At 54.7% G+C, this 331-nt stretch carries 1 protein-coding gene; it reads left to right on the top strand.

Going from position 1 to position 331, the window contains the following annotated elements; genetic code table 11:
• Positions 1-5: 5 nt before the first annotated feature.
• Positions 6-331, top strand: a 326-nt coding sequence (locus tag IT084_RS17760; RefSeq protein WP_195714194.1) for an HD-GYP domain-containing protein, incomplete at its 3' end; no start/stop codon positions are given.

The following is a 331-nucleotide window of genomic DNA, read 5'->3' as shown; positions in this document are numbered from 1 at the left end:
TGGAATTGGGGCACAACTATACGTCCAGCCACTCCCGGCAGGTAGCGGGATATGCCGCCTTACTGGCCGGTGAACTGGGTATGCCTGAAAAGGAACAGCAGCGCATTTACCTTGCCGGTTTACTGCACGACATAGGCAAACTGGGCATTTCCACCAACATCCTGCGTAAACCGGGCAAATTGACCGCTACCGAATGGGAGGAAATCAAAAAACACCCGGTTTACAGCCACGAAATACTATCGGCCATTCCCGGGATGCACGCCATCAGCGTTATGGCCCTCCATCACCATGAACGCTACGACGGAAACGGGTATCCCGAAGGAATCCGCGG

The sequence above is a fragment of the Desulfallas sp. Bu1-1 genome (genome assembly GCF_015594625.1).
Taxonomy (GTDB): Bacteria; Bacillota; Desulfotomaculia; order Desulfotomaculales; family Desulfallaceae; genus JADNRQ01.
This window is presented reverse-complemented; position numbering and strand designations above follow the sequence as displayed.